This window comes from Ruegeria sp. CDSA241 (assembly GCF_059611265.1).
Genome location: NZ_JBXWPF010000005.1, coordinates 174128 through 194782, shown reverse-complemented (window position 1 = coordinate 194782; position 20655 = coordinate 174128). Strand labels below are relative to the sequence as shown.

At 53.2% G+C, this 20655-nt stretch carries 19 protein-coding genes and 2 pseudogenes; 11 read left to right on the top strand and 10 right to left on the bottom strand.

Annotated elements, in window-relative coordinates; all coding sequences use genetic code 11:
• Positions 1 to 44 precede the first annotated feature (44 nt).
• Genes AC2FJV_RS06730 through AC2FJV_RS06710 form a run of 5 tightly spaced genes read left to right on the top strand, consistent with a single transcriptional unit; the run spans position 45 to position 5678 of the window.
• The gene (locus AC2FJV_RS06730; protein ID WP_496693904.1) at positions 45 to 1529 is read left to right on the top strand and encodes a sugar ABC transporter ATP-binding protein; all 1485 of its coding nucleotides are present in this window, start codon (positions 45 to 47) and stop codon (positions 1527 to 1529) included.
• Entirely contained in the window at positions 1526 to 2467 is a 942-nt protein-coding gene (locus AC2FJV_RS06725) for an ABC transporter permease (RefSeq protein ID WP_496713139.1), read from the top strand. The genes AC2FJV_RS06730 and AC2FJV_RS06725 overlap by 4 nt, the downstream gene beginning before the upstream one ends.
• Positions 2464 to 3471 carry an ABC transporter permease gene (locus AC2FJV_RS06720; RefSeq protein ID WP_496713137.1) on the top strand — a complete coding sequence of 336 codons (1008 nt, stop codon included), beginning with the start codon at positions 2464 to 2466 and terminating at the stop codon, positions 3469 to 3471. Before AC2FJV_RS06725 ends, AC2FJV_RS06720 begins: the two co-directional genes overlap by 4 nt.
• A 12-nt stretch (positions 3472 to 3483) precedes the next feature.
• Positions 3484 to 4560, top strand: coding sequence for a Gfo/Idh/MocA family protein (locus tag AC2FJV_RS06715; protein WP_496689791.1), 1077 nt, complete (start codon positions 3484 to 3486; stop codon positions 4558 to 4560).
• Complete coding sequence (locus AC2FJV_RS06710; protein ID WP_496689790.1) at positions 4557 to 5678, top strand: Gfo/Idh/MocA family protein; 1122 nt, start codon at positions 4557 to 4559, stop codon at positions 5676 to 5678. The genes AC2FJV_RS06715 and AC2FJV_RS06710 overlap by 4 nt, the downstream gene beginning before the upstream one ends.
• Here the strand turns inward: AC2FJV_RS06710 and AC2FJV_RS06705 are convergent.
• Positions 5669 to 5973 (bottom strand): annotated as a pseudogene (locus tag AC2FJV_RS06705) (transposase); the annotation flags it as partial. The gene AC2FJV_RS06710 and the pseudogene AC2FJV_RS06705 overlap by 10 nt on opposite strands.
• A 313-nt stretch (positions 5974 to 6286) precedes the next feature.
• Here AC2FJV_RS06705 and AC2FJV_RS06700 point away from each other — a divergent pair.
• On the top strand, positions 6287 to 6721 hold the full coding sequence (locus tag AC2FJV_RS06700) for a hypothetical protein (RefSeq protein WP_496706434.1): 435 nt from the start codon (positions 6287 to 6289) through the stop codon (positions 6719 to 6721).
• Between the two features lie 318 nt (positions 6722 to 7039).
• On the opposite strand, the pseudogene AC2FJV_RS06695 reads toward AC2FJV_RS06700, so the two are convergent.
• The 3 genes and pseudogenes from AC2FJV_RS06695 to AC2FJV_RS06685 all read right to left on the bottom strand — a co-directional run bounded on the left by AC2FJV_RS06695 (position 7040) and on the right by AC2FJV_RS06685 (position 9688).
• Positions 7040 to 7747: pseudogene (locus AC2FJV_RS06695) on the bottom strand (IS6 family transposase).
• Between the two features lie 68 nt (positions 7748 to 7815).
• Entirely contained in the window at positions 7816 to 8625 is an 810-nt protein-coding gene (locus AC2FJV_RS06690; protein ID WP_496713135.1) for a phytanoyl-CoA dioxygenase family protein, read from the bottom strand.
• Positions 8626 to 8629: 4 nt separating this feature from the next.
• Entirely contained in the window at positions 8630 to 9688 is a 1059-nt protein-coding gene (locus AC2FJV_RS06685; RefSeq protein WP_496689789.1) for an L-idonate 5-dehydrogenase, read from the bottom strand.
• Between the two features lie 69 nt (positions 9689 to 9757).
• Here AC2FJV_RS06685 and AC2FJV_RS06680 point away from each other — a divergent pair, with 69 nt between their 5' ends.
• Entirely contained in the window at positions 9758 to 10525 is a 768-nt protein-coding gene (locus AC2FJV_RS06680; RefSeq protein ID WP_496713133.1) for an SDR family oxidoreductase, read from the top strand.
• Positions 10526 to 10572: 47 nt separating this feature from the next.
• On the opposite strand, the gene AC2FJV_RS06675 is transcribed toward AC2FJV_RS06680, so the two are convergent.
• Genes AC2FJV_RS06675 through AC2FJV_RS06655 form a run of 5 tightly spaced genes read right to left on the bottom strand, consistent with a single transcriptional unit; the run spans position 10573 to position 15507 of the window.
• On the bottom strand, positions 10573 to 11163 hold the full coding sequence (locus tag AC2FJV_RS06675) for a LysE family translocator (protein ID WP_271946164.1): 591 nt from the start codon (positions 11161 to 11163) through the stop codon (positions 10573 to 10575).
• A gap of 16 nt (positions 11164 to 11179) precedes the next feature.
• The gene (locus AC2FJV_RS06670) at positions 11180 to 12064 is read right to left on the bottom strand and encodes a 2-hydroxyacid dehydrogenase (protein WP_496713131.1); all 885 of its coding nucleotides are present in this window, start codon (positions 12062 to 12064) and stop codon (positions 11180 to 11182) included.
• Between the two features lie 31 nt (positions 12065 to 12095).
• Complete coding sequence (locus AC2FJV_RS06665; RefSeq protein WP_496693907.1) at positions 12096 to 12944, bottom strand: fumarylacetoacetate hydrolase family protein; 849 nt, start codon at positions 12942 to 12944, stop codon at positions 12096 to 12098.
• Positions 12945 to 12955: 11 nt separating this feature from the next.
• Complete coding sequence (locus tag AC2FJV_RS06660) at positions 12956 to 14752, bottom strand: IlvD/Edd family dehydratase (RefSeq protein ID WP_496713129.1); 1797 nt, start codon at positions 14750 to 14752, stop codon at positions 12956 to 12958.
• Entirely contained in the window at positions 14749 to 15507 is a 759-nt protein-coding gene (locus AC2FJV_RS06655) for an SDR family oxidoreductase (RefSeq protein WP_142634760.1), read from the bottom strand. The genes AC2FJV_RS06660 and AC2FJV_RS06655 overlap by 4 nt, the downstream gene beginning before the upstream one ends.
• 190 nt (positions 15508 to 15697) lie before the next feature.
• Between AC2FJV_RS06655 and AC2FJV_RS06650 the strand changes: the two genes are divergently transcribed.
• On the top strand, positions 15698 to 16582 hold the full coding sequence (locus AC2FJV_RS06650; protein ID WP_496713127.1) for an NAD(P)-dependent oxidoreductase: 885 nt from the start codon (positions 15698 to 15700) through the stop codon (positions 16580 to 16582).
• 29 nt (positions 16583 to 16611) lie between these two features.
• Positions 16612 to 17547: a D-erythronate dehydrogenase gene (gene denD / locus AC2FJV_RS06645; RefSeq protein ID WP_496713125.1), complete on the top strand. Its 936-nt coding sequence runs from the start codon at positions 16612 to 16614 to the stop codon at positions 17545 to 17547.
• On the opposite strand, the gene AC2FJV_RS06640 is transcribed toward denD, so the two are convergent.
• Entirely contained in the window at positions 17544 to 18194 is a 651-nt protein-coding gene (locus tag AC2FJV_RS06640) for a GntR family transcriptional regulator (protein ID WP_142634766.1), read from the bottom strand. The genes denD and AC2FJV_RS06640 overlap by 4 nt on opposite strands.
• A 198-nt stretch (positions 18195 to 18392) precedes the next feature.
• On the opposite strand from AC2FJV_RS06640, the gene AC2FJV_RS06635 reads away from it, so the two are divergent.
• Both AC2FJV_RS06635 and AC2FJV_RS06630 read left to right on the top strand, forming a co-directional pair.
• The gene (locus AC2FJV_RS06635; RefSeq protein ID WP_142635164.1) at positions 18393 to 19406 is read left to right on the top strand and encodes a TRAP transporter substrate-binding protein; all 1014 of its coding nucleotides are present in this window, start codon (positions 18393 to 18395) and stop codon (positions 19404 to 19406) included.
• A 79-nt stretch (positions 19407 to 19485) separates the two neighbouring features.
• Positions 19486 to 20655, top strand: coding sequence for a mandelate racemase/muconate lactonizing enzyme family protein (locus tag AC2FJV_RS06630; RefSeq protein ID WP_142634768.1), 1170 nt, complete (start codon positions 19486 to 19488; stop codon positions 20653 to 20655).

The following is a 20655-nucleotide window of genomic DNA, read 5'->3' as shown; positions in this document are numbered from 1 at the left end:
TGGGCGGAAGGCAAAACCAACCCACTCGGCATTCAAGGACTTCCATGAGCAGCACACCACTTCTCGACGCGTCTGACGTGGCCAAAAGTTTTGGCGCCGTACGGGCGTTGACCAATGCGCACCTCACGGTTGCCGAAGGCGAGATCGTCGCCTTGATGGGCGCAAATGGTGCTGGCAAGTCCACTTTCGTCAAGATCATTACCGGTGCCCTTAAACCCGACGCTGGACAGGTATTGATCAGAGGCAAACATGCGTTTGTCGGAAGCCCCGCCGAGGCGCGCCGTTCCGGTTTGGTGCCGGTTTATCAAGAACCCTCACTCATACCTGATCTCGACGTATCCGACAATCTTCGGCTGACAGACACACCTGTTGATCAGTTTCAAAATTGGGTTACAGAACTTGGTATCGAAGGTCTGAAACTATCGGCAATGATTGGCGACCTGCCACTTGCTACACTGCGCATCCTTGATCTGGCGCGCGCGCTGGCTGTTGAACCAGATGTCCTCTTGCTGGACGAAATGACCGCGGCGCTGCCGACGGATCTGGTTGAACGCGTATTGAAGACCGTAAGGCGCAAAGCAAATGACGGGATGGGTGTGATCTATGTTTCTCACCGTTTCACCGAGATTTCGGAACTGTGCGATCGGGCCACTGTGTTGCGGGATGGCATGTCTGTCGGAGATCTCGACATTGAACCCGGCGTAGAAGAACGCGTGGTCGAATTGATGCTGGGTCAGAAGATTGACATTGGAACACGTCAGATCCTTCGAGCAAATAAACCACAGGCTAAGACACCGCGCCTGACCATTAAGTCACTGGCTTTTGAGCCCAGTTTTTCGGATGTTTCGTTCGACTTATTCCCCGGCGAGGTCCTAGGGGTGGTCGCGCTTGAGGGTCAGGGGCAGGATGAACTGTTTGAGGTTCTTGCGGGCTTTGATCGCCTGTCTTCAGGATCGATGGAAGTTGATGGAAAGCCCGTAAACTTCGCCCACCCCGCCGACGCCATTGCAGTCGGGATAACCTTCGTTCCGGGCGATCGTTCAGACGCTCTGCTGGCGCAAAGGTCAGTTAAAGAAAACATCGCTTTGCCATTTTCAGCCCGGTTCAAGAACTGGGGGCCAATAAAATTGCGGCATGAGCGCGATCGGGTCGCTTACGCGGTTGAGAAGCTGCAGATCGACACACGCGCGCAGGGCGAGGTGCAAAGGCTTTCAGGTGGCAACCAACAGAAAGTCACCATTGGTCGCTGGCTCGCGACAGGTGTCGAAACCCTGCTTCTATTCGATCCGACCCGTGGCATCGATGTGCGCACAAAACGCCAGATTTACCCGCTTGTCCGTGAGTTGGCAGATCAAGGAGCGGCGGTTCTATTCTACACGTCCGAGTTGGAAGAAATCCCACTTGCCTGTGACCGCGCGGTCGTAATCTTCAACGGTCGCGTGGTTGATGTGATTGATGCCGCTGACGCGGATGAACAAACACTGATGCGTGCGGCCTATGGCCTGACCGAAACGGAGGGCGCGGCGTGAGCGTGGCCATCCGAAAACACGCATGGGTCATGGGGTTAGCGGTTCTTCTCATGGTCCTTTTGACCATCACGAAATTGATACAGCCGACTTTCGCTGCGTCAGGACTGGAGAGTATTGCCCGCGCCGCCCTGCCCTTTGCTTTCGCAACCGCTGGAATGGCCATCGTCGTAATCGTCGGCGGTATCGACCTGTCTGTTGCGTCCATGATGGCGGTCTGCGCCGTGACCGCTGCCGTTCTGATGGAACGCATGGCCGGTGTACCGGCTTTGATTATCGTGTTGGGGGTCGGGTTTTTGATGGGGTTGATCAATGGTCTTTTGATCGTTGTAACGCGCGTGCCAGACATCGTTGTGACACTCAGCATGCTGTTTGTCTGGGAAGGCGTCGCGCTGTTGATCCTAGAGACACCGGGCGGCGCGACTGCAGATTGGCTGGAACAGGCAATACGCGGTCACTTTCTGTTCAACGGACTGCCCAAAGCACTGCTCATTATTGCCTTTGGCATCGCTGTTGTCTGGATGCCAATCCGGCGCTCCAAACTCGGGCTCTCGATTTACGCCACCGGATCAGACGAGCTTGCCGCCTTCCGCTCTGGCGTTTCAGTGGGAAGAACAAAGATAACGGCCTATGCGCTATGCGGGCTGTTTTGCGCCATGGGCGGTCTAAGCCTCGCTGCGCTGACCGGGATTGGAGAGCCGGTTCCGGGGCCATATCTTATGGCCTCGGTCGCGGCCGTAGTTCTGGGCGGTGTCGTGCTGGGCGGTGGCAAAGGCGGTCTGCTTGGGCCGATCATCGCGGTGTTCATTTTGCGGATCATTCGGACGATCCTGACATTGCTGGCCGTCGATCCAAACGTGACCACGATTATCGAAGGCACGATTATGGTTCTCGTCGTTATGCTGGGCACGGCGGCTTCACTAAAAGGAGCCCGCCGATGAGCATGGACACCATAGATCCACCGATGGTCCGCTTTGGCCGTTATCTGCGCGACAACCCGATCATCCCGCTATTGGTCTTCCTTGTCTTGATGATCGCTGTGCTCGAAGTATTGCGGCCAGGTATCGTTACCCCGGTCCGAGCAGGTCGGGATGGGCTGATTTCAACCTTTTGGGTTGGCAACCTGATCAAGTTCGCAATTCCATTGGCGATGCTTGCGGCTTGTCAGGTGCTGACAATGCTAACCGCAGGAATTGATCTCTCGGTCGGGGTAGTTGCCACCGTGTCAGCCTTCGTTTGCGCAACACTTAGTACGATTTGGGGCGTGACACCTGCAGTATTGATCGCGCTGTCAGCTGGCCTAGTTGTGGGCGTTGTAAATGGCATCGGTGTGGGATTGGTCCGGGTCCATCCATTGATCATGACACTGGGATCGGGGTTAATCGCCACCGGATGTCTGCAGGTCTATCAACGCCTCGTTATCAATGCTGGCACCGAAATACCCGCCTTCCTTGCCTGGCTCGGAACCGGCCGCACCGCTGGAATGCCGAATGGCCTTTTTGTATTCATCCCGTTTGCGCTCTTTATCCTGTGGCTGATGCGCTATACAGGATTTGGTCGGCTGCTGTTCGCCCTAGGCTCCAATGAGCAGGCCGCTAAGCTGTCCGGGGTCCGAGCATGGCAGGTCTATCTGGGGCTCTACGTGCTTTCAAGTTTGATCGCTGCGCTGGCTGGCTTGCTCTATCTCGGCATGATCCGTCAAACTTCGCTGAGCCTTGCCAACCCCTTATTGTTACCCTCTGTCGCTGCGGCGGTGATTGGCGGCACATCAATCTTCGGAGGTCGTGGCAGTTTCGCAGGTGCGATTGTGGGCGCACTTATTCTGCGTGTGCTGGATACTATGCTAACATTGATGCAAATGCCGGAAGGTGCGCGCACGGCCCTGTTTGGGCTGATCATTCTTGCAGTTACCGCACTCTACGTCAGGATCACCGGCACGCGCTAAAGGGAGTTTCCAATGGCCAAATTCCGGATCGTCGGCATCAGTTTCGATCACATGCATATGGGTGACTTGCTTCGGATGGTGCACGATCATCCAGACGCTGAAATCGCCGGTATATTCGATCCTGATTGGGACAAGATGAAGGCAGCGGCAACGGCCTTCAGCGTTCCCGAAGATCGGATCTTTACCGACTTCGACACATGCATGGCTGCGGGACCCTACGACATGGCAATTCTTTGTGTGGCAACGGCTCAGCATGCGGAATATACCGAACGTCTGGCCTCTTACGACCTGCATGTTTTTGTCGAAAAGCCCTTTGCCGCATCTTCTGATGATGCGCGCCGCATGATGGCTGCAATGGATAGGACCGACAAGCAGTTGATCATCAACTGGCCTTTGCGATGGGTCGAAAGCCATGTGACGGCCAAACGGTTGATTGATGACGGGATGATCGGCGACCTGCACGAAGTGCATTTCTACGACGGAAATCGCGGACCTCTATACCATCTGGCCGACAAGGTCGAAGTCACCCCGGACGAGGTTGAGCGTCAGAAACCGAACTCATGGTGGTATAAGCGTGCATCGGGCGGTGGGTCGCTGTTGGATTACCTTGGCTACGGCGCGACGCTTGGAACCTGGTATATGGGGGGCGAGGAGCCGATCGAGGTGACATGCACAGTCGATGAGACACCGGGGATTGAGGTCGATCAACACGCCATTGCCGTTTGCCGTTATGAAACCGGGCTCTCAAAAATGGAAACGCGCTGGGGCACCTTCACCGACCCGTGGACAACGCAACCTCAACCAACTTGCGGATTCGTCTTTGTGGGCACAGACGGCACCATTTCATCGCCCGATTATGCCGATCACATAACGGTTCAAACCCGCACACGACCTGACCGGCACGAGATACCAGTGACTCCGCTACCGTTAGGTGAACGAAATGCGATTGAGTACGTCCTTGACTGCATATCCAGAGAAGTCCCGGTCAAAGGGCCACTGGATCCAGCACTTTGCCTGACAGCGCAACGGATCGTCGATACAGCGCTCCGCTCGGCATATGAAAAACGAACACTTCGATTACTCGCATGACCTCAGACAGTGCCAATACAGACCAGTACGCACTAAAATCTGCTCATCTGCACGAAATCGATGCGCCGGATCTGCAGTATCTTCCACCAATGCCTCGACGCTATGAACCCCGGATCGGGGTTATTGGTACGGGTGGGATTTCTGCAAGCCATCTTGATGCCTACCGAACAGCAGGCTGGGACGTCGCCGCAATCTGGAACCGTACGCGCTCAAAGGCTGAAGAGAAAGCTGCTGAATACTGCCCCTCTGCACGCATCGAAGATGACTGGGAGGCGCTTCTTGCCGATAGCGAGATCGACGTTGTCGATGTCACGCTGCACCCCGAACATCGTGTGCCAATCATCAGAGCTGCCCTGCAAGCAGGCAAACACGTGCTCAGCCAGAAGCCTTTTGTTACCGACCTCGATCTGGGTAATGACCTTGTGAAGCTGGCAGATGATCAAGGCGTTAAACTAGCGGTAAACCAGAACGGTCGTTGGGCCCCGCACCTGTCCTGGATGCGTGAGGCGGTTTCAGCCGGATTGATCGGTGATGTTCTGTCGGCCCATATCTCAATTCACTGGGATCACAGCTGGACTGCAGGTACCCCGTTTGACGAAATCGACCAGCTGATACTTTACGACTTTGGAATTCACTGGTTCGACTTTCTTGCGTCTCTTGTCGGAGATAGAGCAGAAAGCGTCTTTGCAGCTGCTACATCTGCACGCGGCCAGGCCAACAAAGTGCCTCTGATGTCGCAGGCTCTGGTTCGTTTGGACCAAGGCCAAGCAAGCCTGGTTTTTGACGGGGGCGTTCCCTTTGGGCCTCGCGATACAACATACGTTGCAGGTACGACCGGTAGCCTGACATCAGTTGGACCGGATCTGTCGACGCAATCTGTGACACTTGAGACAGCGCATGGCATTGCGCGGCCTGCACTCGAAGGACAATGGTTCAACGACGGGTTTCGTGGCGCCATGGGGGAGCTTCTTTGTTCAATTGAAGACGACCGAGAGCCCTCAACATCTGCAAGAACCAACCTAAAATCATTGGCCATCGTTCTCGCCGCGGTTGCTTCGTCTAAACGCAAAAGGGAGGTCGAGATAGGAAGCATTAGGCTCAGGACACATAGCGAATAGATGACCAAAGCGGCGAGAGCGATTTCTGAGAGGAAGACTTTGAGACACCTGTCGAACCGCGTCGCCAGTCCTTCAATCTGCCAAACATGATCTCAATCCGATTGCGACGTTTGTAGCGGCACTTGTCGTATCGGACAGTTGTCTTGCGCTGTTTGCAGCCTGGGATGCACGCGCGTATCCCTTTGTCTTTCAACGCTTCTCTGAACCAATCGGCATCATATCCGCGCTCACCCAGCTACCATTCGACATTTGGCGGGCTGCTGACCAATGCCCTCGCGCTAATGTAGTTGCTGACCTATCCGGCAGTGACAGACAGATCCCAGGGGCTTCATTCGCCATTGTGCTTGAACCAATAGCGCAAAGGGGCTCATCTGTCACAAACCGCATGCAACTATGTGTTCATGCCGCCCTTGGTGCGCCCGATCAGACATGTGCACCGCTCATTTGAGCGCGATGATTCACGCAGCCAAACGGAAATCAATGGGCCTAAATTGTTGTTGTCGCGTGATGTCTTCCACTGAAGCAGAATATACTCCAGCATAGTCCGCGCAGTCTCCAGACCGGTTGCTGAGCAAAAGATTGGTGATGTCCTCAGCCGCGTTCTGAGCATGAGCTTGAACGGAAGTAAACCCTGTAAGAAGCGCGCTGAATGTCAAAACACTCACTCGCATGGTTCGATCTCCTTAGGGTTTTCAGAAATCCAAAAAAATGTTGCTCGATGGGAGTTGATGTCAGTCATCCTATCCTCAAAACGCGACGCGGTCCCCTCCATTCAAGTCCAGGATTTCTCTCGCTTCATCGGGAGTTGCGACCTGACTGCCTTTCTCTCACCGAAGATTCAGGCCACGATTCTCGACAGCACCCAGCCGCCCGAACTCACACTCAAGCGTCTGGTCAGCGTTACCCACGCAATTGATTGGGCCGAACAGGAATGTCGTTCGACTTTTGACACCTCAAGAACCGGCCTCCCAGATACAGGGTTCGCCCTCCTTGATCTGTGGGAACAATTCCCTGCTCCACCTTTTTGGGAATTTGCAGCATAGACCTCTGAAAAACATACATTTCTGAGAGGAGAAACTCTGGGTTCCAGACCCATCTCACGAAAATTCCCTGTAAATTGCCGGGTATCAGGGAAATCCCTCCCAAAGCGACCCCGCCAAAATGCGCCACTGAGACTGAGGCCTGAATTGCGTTCTGAGTGTACGGTTTGCTCCGTCTCTGATTGAAAGCGCATGCGCCAACTCGCGGGAATTGCGACTCAATTCCGGATCAGAAAACACAACTGAAGTGAGACAGGTATGAGTGGCGGTGCTGCCAGACTAATTCGAACCAGTCTCAGTGTGCCGCGGGATCCGCAATTCTTATCCGGAACAAAGTTGACGCCACTCGCTAAGAGCGGCGGCGCGGGTCAGCTTGAAGGTGTCTCGGCTGGTGAGCGATCTTTCTTGGTTGAAGTGGTTTTAGACGGAAGAATGAACGGCAGCGAATTTCTGTAAACTTCGCATGCGCCTGAACCGTTGCGTCGCGCGTTCGCGTCGTCGAAACGGAAGATGCGAATTCTCGACGCGGTTGTTGAGCCACCTGCCCGTCTGTTGTTTTTTGAGCGCGCCCATTTCTCTGAGCGCAGCCTTGTAGGAAGCGAAGCGATCTGTGACGATCTCTTCGGCGCAACCGTGCCGCTTCATCAGTTTCCTGAGGAATTTCAGTGCTGCAGCTTTGTTTCGGCGCTTGGTGACAACGGCTTCCAGCACCTCGCCTTCATGATCTACGGCCCGCCAGAGGTAGTACCTTTTGCCATTCACCTTCACAAAAACTTCGTCCACGTGCCACTTCCATTTCGAAAATGCCCGCAGTTGCTGGACTCGCTTCCGCCTTATCTCAGCAGCAAACATCGGGCCGAACCTGTTCCACCAATACCGGACAGTTTCGTGGTTCACGTCGATGCCTCGTTCATGCAGCAGATCTTCGACATTCCGAAGCGAGAGCGGAAATCGAATATACAGCATCACAGCAAGGCGGATGATATCGGGACTGGTCTTGAAGTTTTTAAAAGAGGCAGGTTTGGTCATGTGCAAAAACTACGCAACCGCCCTGCCCCGCTCAAGCAAAGTTCTTCTGACAAGACCTGCCAGGGGTGTCACTTCACTCCCGCGAAGAGTATTTGTTTCTTGCGATCTGCATCCCTTTGACACAAATCGAAATCGTTCTCATGCAAAAAACCCTGAGGGGAGGGCGCAACTAAAAAATGCCCATAATCATCTCGGCCTGCGACTAGCGCAACCAAAGTCTTCACGCCGTTTTGCTGTTTCATTGAGGGCTTTATGAAACGCAACGCCGCACCAATGCGTCTATCGTCTGTGTTATTGGGCCCTGATGCGTGAAAGAGATGCCCGTGATGCATGGATGCCTGCCCCGCACGCAATTCGGCAGCGACCGCATCTTTTTCCTTCACATCGACTGCGATTTCCTGCCCTCGTGACAACAGGTTGTTTTCGCTGAAGGTGTCCACGTGAGGCACGATACGGCTTTTATGGCTGCCAGGAACAAACCTCATACACCCGCTTTGCTCAGACGCTTCTGAAATCGCAACCCAACAGGTTACCTCTTCAGCATCATCCAAACCCCAATAGGTCAAGTCTTGGTGCCACGAGACTATCTTTGATGATCGCGCTTCTTTTACGAAAAGTGCTCCGCTCCAAACCATGAGGTCCGGCCCTAACACTGTTGAAGCAGCCTCAATCAGCTTCGGATGGCGAAGAAGTACATCGAATGATGGTATTAGCCTGTCCGGATAAGAATATAGAAGCTTGAGTTTCTCCGGGTCGTCTCTGAGAATGCGCTCTGCTTTCTCAAAACCATCGCGCAGCGTTTGGACCTCGGAAGCTGTCAGGATATCCAGCGGCGCTACGAAACCGTCTCTTTCATAAGCCTTTGCAGTATCACGCATTCGTCTATCCATCGTCATTTTCCGGAAACGTTAACTGTACCTTCATTGATTGGCTTCGATCAGACGCGACCTCAAAGGCAGTGACAACCTCGCCAACTTCGAAGGAATGCGTCACCAACTGGTCGACGTTTATTAGTCCGCTTCTCATCATCTCGACCGCGACTGAGAACTCGGAATGGAAACGGAAAGACCCGCGAAGCACTATCTCTTTTGCAGTCAACGCTTGCATCGGCACTGTCATATCTCCGCCCAGACCAAGCTGAACCAATGTTCCACCCGGTCGCAAGCATGCGACTCCAGAAGCCAGAGCAGATTGAGCCCCGGAACACTCCAGTTGGACATCAATCTGGCCCTTGTCCTTTTCAAACGTCTCCAGTTTTTGCGGATCGGCGTAAGTGTTGATGGCATCGTCTGCCCCGCATTCACGCGCCAAAGCGAGGGTCTGGTCCGAGATATCGGTCGCCACTATTCTGGCCGCCCCTGAACGACGTGCTGCCAAGATCGTGAGGCAGCCGATCGGACCGCATCCCGTGATAAGTACCGTTTTACCTAAGAGGCTCCCAGCTTGTTTAATCGCGTGCAAACAGACCGCCAGAGGTTCGGCCATAGCGGCCTGCGCGGGGCTCAACCCATCTGCCGGAACACATTGACCTGCTTTTGCCACGAGTTTGCTTTGAAAAGCGCCTTGGATATGCGGGAACGGCATCGCGCTGCCATAGAACTTCATATCAAGACAGTGGTTTTGCTGCCTGTTCAGACAATAAATGCAGGCTTGGCAAGGGCGGGATGGAGAAACTGCAACGAGTTGACCTGAGTGCACCCCCTGCACACTTGACCCAACTTTCACGATTTCCCCGGCGACTTCGTGTCCAAGTACCATCGGTTGACGCAACTTTATCGCACCGAAACCACCGTGGTTGTAGTAATGCAGGTCAGATCCGCAAATCCCACCCGCGCGCATGGCAATCAAGACTTCGTCTGGCCCCACATCGTGTACGTCTCGGTTTTCCAACCTCAGATCTTTTGCGGCATGGATAACAACAGCAACACTGGCCGAAGACATTGCACAGACTCCCTATACAGATTGCCAAAAGATACGGATAGTCGGTGCTGACAACCAAGGGGTTTTTGCATGACGCTTGAAATGTTCAACCTAAAGGGAACACGCGCACTAGTAACAGGCTCTAGCCAAGGCATTGGATTTGCGTTGGCCCGTGGCTTGGCTGCCGCCGGTGCTCAGGTCGTTTTGAACGGGCGCGACACCGCGAAGCTAGCGGCAGCAGCATCCGAGTTGAGGGAAACAGGCGCCTCGGTACGTGAACTTTCGTTCGATGTAACCGATCATGAAGGTGTCCGATCTGCCGTGGACAACTTTGAAGAGCACGCCGGCCCCATAGACATCCTGATAAACAACGCCGGAATGCAACACAGGACGGAGTTACAGGATTTCCCCGCTGAAGCGTTCGAGCGCCTACTACAGACAAATGTTGCGTCCGTCTTTCACGTCGGTCAGGCTGTGGCGCGGCACATGATTGAAAGAAAGTCAGGCAAGATCATTAACATTGCTTCGGTTCAATCCGCATTAGCAAGACCGGGTATTGCGCCTTACACGGCGACAAAAGGCGCCGTGACCAACCTTACAAAGGGAATGGCAACTGATTGGGCTAAATATGGTCTAAACTGCAATGCCATTGCGCCTGGATATTTCGATACACCTTTGAACGCCGCATTGGTTGCTGACCCAGAGTTCAGTGCATGGCTTGAGAAACGCACCCCAGCCGGTCGCTGGGGCAATGTAGAAGAACTTGTCGGCGCCGCCATATTCCTTGCCTCCCCTGCATCCAGTTTCGTCAATGGACATACTCTCTACGTTGATGGCGGAATAACGGCGTCACTTTGATTTGTGTCTTTCAACCGTCTGCTAGGTACGACTGACGCAGGTTTCGTTTAAAGCGCCGACGCCAAAGCAATCACCACAACAACCATCAATGAAGCCGCCATCGCAAAGTTGATCCTTTGATGTGAACTCTCACTTAAATCAAGGCTGCCCAGCTTTGCGCCAGCACCCAGCCAGATCATGTGAACTGGCACCCAAATCATATTGAATACTACGATTTTTATGACGACCTCCCAAACGGGCGCATCGGGCATAAAGGCAAACCCTGAAAACAATGCAGTGCCGACCACGTAAGCCTTGGGATTAATGAACTGAAGTGTCAGCCCGTTCGCAAAACCAAGTGGCGAGACCGCGGGGGAAAACCCGACCTTTGAGCCAGCGCTTGCAATACGCCAGGCGAGAAATCCCAAATACCCGACAGAGGCAAATAGCAGCAAAGTTCTAAGTACCGGTATAGCCAAAGCTACTGCAGCGACTCCAGAAACAACCAACATCATGTTGATGAACCCGCCCAGCATCAAACCAGCCACAAAAGCGAGTCCAGCTCGAAAACCAAATGCTGATCCAATGCCCGCAGTTGTTAAGACACCTGGGCCCGGCGTAATCAGCAGAAAGAAAACCGCAACAGCAAACTCAAACACTTTTCAGATTGACCTTTTACAGATCTCTGCATTCCGGCACAGCTGTGATCACCGATCCGTCCTTAAGGTGTTGCAGGAGATTGTCGACAGTTAGGTCACCCATAGCTGCACGCGTCTCAATAGTCGCGCTACCAGCGTGAGGGAGCAGAACGACATTGGACAGCTCGCGCAATGCTTTTGGAACACGCGGTTCGTCCTCGAAAACATCAAGCCCTGCCCACCCGAGCTCACCGTTTTGCAATGCATTAATGAGGGCAGTTTCGTCGACGATCGAACCTCGACTAACGTTTATCAGAGTGCCGCCTGCCCCCAACGCGTGCAGCACCTCAGCGTTGACCAACTTGTTGGTCGAAGGACCGCCGGGCGTGATGCATATGAGGACGTCCACATGTTCTGCCATTTCAACCAAATTGTCGAAATACGGGTACGGGACATCCTTTTGATTGCGGGTGTGATAAGAAATTTCGGGGGCCCACGGCTCCAACTTATCAACGATCGCCTGACCAATGCGACCAAGACCAAGAATGCCTATCTTTTGATTGTCCGCTGATCGCGTCAAAGGGGCATTACCTTCAACTTCCCACCGTCCGGACCGAACGTAATCATCGTCACGTATGAGCTCTCGATAACATGACAGAAACAGCAGAACGGCGGTGGTTGCGACTTCTTTGTTCAAAACATTGGGTGTGTGCGTAACAACAATCCCACGCTCAACCGCAGCATTTGCGTCGACAGCGTCGTAACCGACCCCATAGACACTGATCATCTTCAGGTTACTGAGTGATGTCATCAGGTCATGGGGAACACCATCATGTCCGTTCGTTACAATATGCGTAACACTTTCCGCGTTGAAATTGTCCAATTGATGAATGTCGAACGCTGCGGACAGGCGCTCTCGCATCCGTTCAGTGATCCCTCCGATTTGCAACAAGTCAGTCATCTTGACCAACCTTTTGCCGCTGAACACCAAGCCCATCGATGCGAAGCTCCATGACGTCGCCTTTTTTCAGATAAATTGGCTCCGGTTTGATCCCCATTCCAACACCGGGCGGTGTTCCAGTTGAAATTACGTCACCGGGGTGCAGTGTGAATAGTTGGCTAAGATGCTCTATGATCTCGGTAACGGAAAAGATCATCGTAGCAGTATTCCCGGTTTGCATGCGCTGACCGTTTACATCCAGTGACATTCCAAGGCTTTGAGGATCAGGCACCTCATCCCGGGTCACTAGCCACGGGCCGGTAGGGCCAAATGTGTCGCACGATTTTCCTTTGGTCCATTGACCGGTCAGTTGAGTTTGAAAATGCCTTTCCGACACGTCATTTACGATGCAATAGCCCGCAACATATTCGAGTGCGTCGGCCTTGGAAACGTATTTGGCTGTTTTGCCTATGACGACGCCCAGTTCGCATTCCCAGTCGGTGTGTGTAGATCCCCGCGGCATGACAACCTCGTCATATGCCCCAATGACCGCTGAGTTAGCCTTGAAAAAAAGGATCGGATGCTCGGGAATATCTGCGCCGGTTTCTGCAGCATGGTCCGAGTAGTTCAAACCGATGCAAAGAAATTTACCGATGTCGCCGACACACGGTGCGATACGAGGATCACCCTCCACAATTGGCAGGTTACTCGGATCTAATGAGCGCAGACTATCAAGAGTTCCGTCATCTAAAATCTCGCCGGTGATATCATTGATGTGAGCGGACAGATCCCGCAAATGCCCCTCAGAGTCGACCAGGGCAGGCTTTTCCGAGCCCTCGGCTCCGTAACGAACTAGTTTCATTTCTTTTCCTTTTAGTGATTGTCGCGTGGCATGAAGCCTCGCGCAATATCGCGGTAGTTTTCTGCACCTTTGAGCGTCATACCGCGATCCAACCGATCTACTTTTTCGCGAAATATTTCCTGCCACGGGGATTGGTTGGGCGGCATTGAATACCCACCTTTTGCCTCCAGATCGCGGGCGCGTTCATGCAGTTCTTCAAGCGAAACCAGCATATCTGCTGTGCCTTTACCTAGATCGATGCGCAGTCGGTCGCCAGTTCGCACCAAGGCCAACCCACCGCCCTCTGCTGCTTCGGGTGAAGCATTCAGGATAGACGGGCTTCCTGATGTGCCGGATTGCCGGCCATCACCGATGCAAGGAAGGGCTTCGATGCCTTGTTTCAACAAATATGCAGGTGGTCGCATGTTCACGACCTCTGCGGCACCTGGGTACCCTCTTGGTCCTGTTCCGCGCATAATCAGAATACAGTTTGCGTCTATTTTTTCTGCGGGATCATCGATCCGATGGTGAAAATCCTCGGGCCCATCAAACACAACCGCCCTGCCCTCGAATGCATTAGGATCATCCGGGTTCGACAGGTAGGTCTCTCGAAATGCCTGTGAGATCACAGATGTCTTCATAATCGCACTCTCGAACAAGTTGCCCGAGAGATTGATGAACCCCGCCTGTTGCTTAACCGGGCTACTGACAGGCTTGATTACGTCGCTATTCTGAGACCGGCGCGTCGAGCAGTTATTGCCCATCGTCATACCGTTCACCGTTATCGCATCGGGATGCGGCAGCAATCCAGCATCAAGAAGCTCTCCGACAACGGCGGGAACACCCCCGGCCTGCTGGTAATCTTCGCCCAGATATTTGCCCGCAGGCTGCATGTTAACCAACAGAGGAACTTCGTGGCCAAGTTTCTGCCAGTCATCGTTGTTCAATGGAATACCAAGATGCCGGGCGATTGCATTCAGGTGAATCGGCGCGTTCGTCGATCCGCCAATCGCCGAGTTTATGACAATCGCATTCTCAAAAGCCTGACGTGTCATCACATCGCTGGGGCGTAAATCCTCCCAGACCATGTCCACAATGCGTTTACCCGTTTCATAACTGATTTGACCGCGCTCTCGATACGGGGCAGGTATGGCTGCTGATCCCGGCAATTGCATTCCCAAGGCTTCAGCAAGCGAATTCATGGTCGTTGCTGTTCCCATCGTATTGCAATAACCCACCGAAGGTGCCGCGGCGGCTGCGATCTCCATGAACTCATCGGTGTCGATTTCATCAGCCGCAAGGTCTTCGCGCGCTTTCCAAATAACCGTTCCTGATCCGGCGCGCTCACCTTTCCACCAGCCGTTGAGCATTGGGCCGACCGACAGCGCAATCGCTGGGATGTTGACGGTCGCAGCGGCCATAAGAAGAGCGGGCGTTGTCTTGTCGCAACCAATGTTCAGAACAACGCCATCAATCGGGTACCCGAATAGACTCTCAACGAGGGACAGATAAGCTAGATTGCGGTCGAGAGAGGCCGTTGGCCGTTTACCGGTCTCTTGTATCGGGTGGACTGGTATTTCGATGCACGTTCCCCCGGCGGCGATGATTCCGTCGCGAACGCGTTTGGACAACTCGATATGATGCCGGTTGCAGGGGCTCAAATCACTGCCGGTCTGAGCAATCCCAATGATCGGCTTGCCTGATTGCAGTTCTGCGCGGGTCAACCCGTAGTTCAGGTATCTCTCTAAATACAATGCCGTCATCTCAAGGTTCTCAGAGTTCATGAACCACTTGCGAGATCGCAGATCATTTTTTGATATTTTAGTCATTGGCCTGACCATCCCCCGTCAATTATGTGCGTGTGTCCCGTGGTGAATGCACTTTCATCGCTTGCCAGATAGACGACCAATGCGGCAATCTCTTCTGCCTTCGCCACACGCCCCATAGGCTGACGCGCCACAAATTGTGCAAGGGCTTCTTCTCTGCTGCCCAGTTGCTCTCCCAACGCATCTACGCGGTCACGCCAGCTGGGACTGTCGACTGTTCCCGGACAAATGCAATTGCACCGAATTCCTTGTGTTATGAAGTCAACGGCTACTGATTTAGTCAGCCCAACAACAGCAGCCTTTGTCGTTCCATATACACAACGATTTGGCGCACCGATTATGGAACCCAGTGCGGAAGACATATTGATTATCGAGCCTCCTCCGCGCTCTAGCATCCCCGGCAATACAGCCTTTGTCGTGCGCACCATTGAGCGCACATTAAGGTCCATGGCGAAGTCCCATTCTTCATCGGTCGCATCCAGAATCGTTCCGTGATGCACGAACCCGGCGCAGTTGAACAAAACGTCCGGCTTCGCTCGCGCGACCCCATGATGAATACTGTCATTATTCGTCACATCCATCTCGAAAATTTCGAGATTTTCGTGATTCTGATCGCGAATCAAATTTAAATTTCCAGGGTTAATATCCGTCGCATAGACTTTCGCACCCTCTCTTGCCATCGCAATTACGCTTGCAAGTCCGATCCCTTGCGCGGCGGCTGTGACCAGGACGTTTTTTCCCTTAAGTCTCTCTGACATATATATTTTCCGACCCTAAAAGTGGCGACTGGACAAGTGTTACTTCGTCCCACAGATCAACCGAGAAGCAGAGAAACCTTGGCGGATTTGCAACGACTTCTGGCATGTGGGCCCAGAGCCGTTAGCGTATGACAGAGATTTTGGTTTGGCCATAACCATGCGTGGCGCACCTTCGGAAGGACAGAGGATTATGAGCAAGCAGTTAAAAGTAGCTCTATTGGGAACCGGCCTGATGGGCGCTCCTATGGCGAGGAATATTTTGCGCGCCGAATTTCCGCTAACCGTATGGAACCGCAGCTTGAAAAAGGCAAAACCGTTGACGGCAGAAGGCGCGACATTGGCGGAAACTGCCCCGCTGGCGGTTTCGGGTGCAGACGTAATAGTAACCATGCTGTCGGATGGGTACGCGACCGGCGCGCTACTTTCTGACGAGGCTTTCCGCGAACAACTCAAACCGGGGATGATCTGGATTGATATGTCCAGCGCTAAACCCGAACACGCCAGAGAGCAATCCGCGCAATTATCCTCGATGGGGGTGCAGCATCTGGACGCCCCGGTTTCCGGTGGCACCAAAGGTGCCGAAGCTGGCACCCTTGCGATCATGGTCGGTGGTGATAAGGACGTTATGGAGCGCATGCGACCGGTTCTGACAGCAATAGGCCGGCCTGTGTATGTTGGCCCAAGTGGTTCCGGTCAATTGTGCAAATTGGCCAATCAAACAATTGTCGCTGTGACAATATCTGCTGTCGCCGAAGCGACACTACTGGCTCAGCAAGGCGGTGCAGACCCAACCGCGTTGAGGGCCGCGCTGAAGGGGGGCTTTGCGGATAGCATTATTTTGCAACAACATGGCGAACGCATGTCTGACGGAAATTTTGTACCCGGAGGTTTGTCTAAGTTTCAAATAAAGGATTTGGACAACACACTAGAGGAAGCGCGCAGCCTTCGCGTTGAGCTACCCAGCACCCAATCTGTGCGCGACCGTTTCGAATATTTGATAGACGAAATGGATGGGGCTGAGCTGGATCATTCGGCCTTGTATTTGGAACTTAAAAAACGGAACGGGATGCTGTGACGAGGATCCTTGTGTTAGGCGGTGGAGGAATGCTGGGCCAGAAACTGGCTCATAGAATTTCGACCCAAGAAACTTTTGGACCAGAAGCCCAAATCTCACTGTTCGATCTCTCGTTCCCGCTCGACAGTGCGCCAGGTAAGCAAATTGTGGCGAACTTGACTGCGCCAGGCATCGCCAAGTCTGTTGCAGCTCAGCGCCCGGTCGTCATATTCCACCTTGCAGCTATCGTTTCAGGCCAAGCTGAGAAAGACTTTGCGTTGGGCTGGGATGTCAACCTTATGGCGACCTGGGCACTGCTGAATGCACTCAGAGATGAACACGCGGCATCAGGAGGCGAGTACACGCCTCGTCTGGTTTTTGCCTCGTCCATAGCAGTTTTCGGAGCACCGTTCCCTGAAAAGATTGGCGATGAGTTCCTCTCGGCACCTTTGACCAGTTACGGAGCGCAGAAAGCAGCGTCTGAGTTGATGATCACGGATTTCAGCAGGAAAGGATACATCGACGGTATTTCCTTGCGCTTGCCCACTTTGTGTGTACGCCCGGGCAAGGCCAACGCTGCCGCTTCTTCCTTCTTTTCAGGTATAATCCGAGAGCCACTGAATGGGGATGAGGCTGTCTTACCAGTTGCCGTAACTGTTCGCCACTGGCACGCCAGCCCCCGCGCCGCTGCGACTTTTTTGACCCATGCAGCAACACTGGACACGCAGCTTTTGAATGACAGACGCGCATTAAACATGCCGGGCGTAAGTTGCACCGTCGCCGAACAAATCGAAGCGCTGCGCGATGTGGCCGGTCAAGATGCAGTTGGCCTCATCAGGCGAGAACCCGACGAGGCAATCGAACGAATAGTCAAGAATTGGCCGCGCGACTTTCAAACAGATCGCGCTCGGGAGTTGGGGTTCAAGGCGGAATCAAGCTTCGACGAAATCATTCAGGTGTATTTGGAAGACGATTTTCGGCTTTAGTCGCCCATCGTCTTTCCAGTTAGGTGGCGTTTCAGATGATCGTGAATCTTTTCTCGTGTTAACTGCTCATCCCCTGACAATGCTGCTTCAAGTATATCGGCATGGTGTCTTATGTTTTGAGAAATGAACTCAAAGTTCCGATCTGCCACCATCAATTGCTGTCTGAATTGCGCGTAAACTCGGCTATGCATTTGTTTTAAGGTTTCCGAGCCACAGGCAGAAATAAGCGTTTGGTGAAACTCCTTCTCCGAGGCAAACCATATCTCGATAAGGCCGCTCGGGTCGTCTGTGGAGTGTATGCGTTTTTCGATATGGCTAAGTTTGTGATGAGCGGCCGTCAATCTTGCTTCCCAATCCACTCCGCCATTGCGGATCGACATCGCAGTGCCTTCGGCCTCCAACAAAACACGGACGTGTGTCAATTCGATAAGCTTCTGCGGCGAACGCATCGGCACGCGGAAACCTTTTTGTTCCTGAAAGTCCACCAATCCAACAGCGGCCAAACGAAAAAGGACTTCCCGAACCGCACTCGCAGAACAGCCATACTCATTACGAAGTTCTTCGGCTCTCACCTTGGCTCCATGCTCAAATCCATTAGAGATTAGGCGCATTTTAAGGTCTTGATAAATATCGATTTCTTCTTTCATCCAGGTATGCGCCTTCAATTTTTGTCCAAGTAGCGTCGTAAGCAATTTTTCGAATTTATGCAATAATCTCGAAATTTTTAGAAATTTCAAATTTTTCTTGTTGCATTCGATTCGTCGGCTTAACGTCTATCTGCGTGACAGCAGCGGAGGCGACAAGATCTCCCACTAAGCGCAATGCTCAACGTCTGGGAGGACACCATGAAAATAGTCAAGACAGCGGCCGTGGCGGCCGTAGCCACGACAATGGCAGCCGGTTTCGCGATGGCTGAAACAACGAAACTTAGAATTCAAACCCATTTTTCGCCCGAAACTCTTTCTGGTCAGATGGCTGCAAAATTCGTTGAAGACATTCAGGAGATGTCGAACGGCGAAATCGAAGTTGAAATGTTCTATTCCTCTTCGGTGGTCAAATCAGTTGAAACCTTCGATGCCGCTGCTACGGGGATTTTGGACTGCGACATGACGGGCGGCGGCTATCAGACCGGTAAAAATCCGGCCTTCCAGTTTGCGGGCGACCTGCTCGGCGGGTATCAGAACCCATATCAGCAAATGGCTTGGCTTCTTCATGGCGGCGGAAGAGAAGCTGTGAATGATCTATACAACGGCTACGACATGGAGTTCATCGGATGGTGGATTCCCGGGCCGGAGTCGCTTTCTTCGACCAAGCCGATTGCAAAAGTGGACGACTTCAAAGATTGGAAATTCCGCTCCCCTCCAGGCCTTGCGACCAAAGTGTTCGCGGAACTTGGTGCTTCTCCGATCGTTATGGACTTCAACGAAATCTTTACGGCTTTGGAAACCGGTATCATTGATGGCGCGGATGCCGCGAACCTGACTAACAACGTGGGACTGGGTCTGTACGAGATCGCAGGTCACACAAACTATCCCGGTTTTCACTCGATGCCGGCAGATCACCTAGCCTGTCGCAAAGAAGTTTGGGAAGCTATGCCTGCGCACCACAAGAAGATCATGGAAGTCGCAATGGATAGCTTGGCTTTGCACAATGCCACAATCAATGAAGTGCAGAACGCTCAGACTGCAAAAGACCTGAAAGCAAAAGGTGTTCAGTTGTACGAATGGTCGCCTGAAGACCTGGCAGCGTATCGCGCGGCCGTTCAGGTCGGTTGGACTGAATTCGCGACGACCCCTGAGGCACAGGCGCTTTTGGAAAGCCACATCAACTTCCTGCGTGACCTGGGAGCAATGCAGTAGTCAGGCTTCGACCGAATTACGACGCACGGAGAGGCCGCACTAGCGGCCCCTCCGGATTGGCGCCGGGATCCAGAACTTCATGAAAATCAACAGAATAATAAGTCACATACTGCAGTACGACATGCCGGAAGTTTTGGGCTATTCGCAACAGTATTATGACAAGCGTACAACCCATCTGGTCGAGATTCAGACAGATGAAGGGGTAACCGGTTGGGGGGAGTGTTTTGGTCCCGGAAACGTAGCCATTGCCAACAAGTCTATCGTAGAAAAGGTAATCCAACCATTGGTCCTTGGCATGGACCCTTTGGACAAAGACGTGATCTGGCACAAGGTGTACAACCTTCTGCGAGACCATGGCCAAAGCGGAATGCCAATACAGGCTTTGTCCGGGGTGGACATCGCACTTTGGGATATCACCGGCAAAATCTCTGGCCTTCCCCTCCATAAGCTTGTCGGCGGCGCGCATCGCACAAGCGTTCCTTGCTACGGCTACGGCATGATGCTTCGGGATGAACCGATTTCTAGTCTGGCCAGCCGTTTTGAGGAGGAAGCCGCAAAGATCAAAGAAATGGGATTTACCGCCACCAAAATGAAAACGGGCTTTGGCCCGAAGCCTGATGTGAAGCTGTGCGAAGCAGTTCGACGCGGAGTTGGTGACGACTTTCCTTATATGGTCGATGCAAACCATGCTTATACGACTTCGGACGCATTTTTTGTCGGTCGGGCGTTGGAAGAACTGGACGTATATTGGTTCGAAGAACCTGTCGCGCCAGAAGACATTGACGGGTACCGCGAATTGCGCACTTCGCTGAAAGTCAACATCTCGGGCGGGGAGGCAGTTTTCAATCGCTGGGCTTGGCGCAATCTTCTTGAAAATCGCGGCATCGATATAGCGCAGCCAGAAGTATGCGCTTTGGGCGGTGTTTCAGAGTATCTCAGGATACTAGCACTATGCCACGCACATTTCACTCCGGTCGTAAATCACGTCTGGGGTAGCGCCATCGCTGTCGCAACTAATCTGCATTTACTGGCGGCCATGCCCCCAATTCCAGGCGGCTTGCATCCTTGGGAGCCTATGCTGGAGTTCGACACGACGGACAACAAGTTTCGGGACGATCTGCTGACCGTACCGCTGGAAATTCAAAATCAGGTCAAGGCCAACAACGGCCGTGTCATGATCCCGACTGGCCCCGGACTGGGGGTCGAGCCGGATCGAGACTTTATCGATCACTACAGGATCGAAGGATAG